Source organism: Acinetobacter sp. TUM15071 (assembly GCF_008980925.1).
GTDB classification, from domain to species: domain Bacteria; phylum Pseudomonadota; class Gammaproteobacteria; order Pseudomonadales; family Moraxellaceae; genus Acinetobacter; species Acinetobacter dispersus.
The window spans coordinates 1-424 of the sequence record NZ_BKGB01000083.1 but is presented as its reverse complement, the minus strand read 5'-3'; the positions used below and the strand labels follow the sequence as shown (position 1 = coordinate 424).

1 protein-coding gene is annotated in these 424 nt (G+C 42.7%); it reads right to left on the bottom strand.

Annotation, left to right across the window (positions count from 1 at the left end; all coding sequences use genetic code 11):
• A partial coding sequence (locus GBI66_RS19350; RefSeq protein ID WP_171494355.1) for a nitronate monooxygenase family protein occupies window positions 1–424 on the bottom strand: 424 nt, incomplete at both ends.

Below are 424 nucleotides of genomic sequence, written 5' to 3'. Positions count from 1 at the left end.
CTGCCATACCACCTGAAGCAACAAACGGAATCTCTAATGCATCGGCTGCTAAAGGCAATAAAATCATATTTGGCACGTCATCCTCACCGGGATGCCCACCACACTCAAAACCATCTACAGAAACTGCATCACATCCAATTTGCTGAGCTTTTAAGCTATGTCGAACCGAAGTACATTTGTGAATTACTTTAATACCAGCAGCCTTTAAATATGGCATCACCTGTTCAGGATTACGCCCTGCTGTTTCTACAATCTTTACGCCACCTTTAATAATTGCCTCTACAAAACCCGGATAATCAGGAGTATTTACGGTAGGCAAAAAGGTTAAATTTACGCCAAAAGGCTTATCGGTCATTTCTCGGCAACGTGCAATTTCTTTTGCCAGATTTTCAGGTGTACGCTGAGTCAGGCCAGTGATAATACC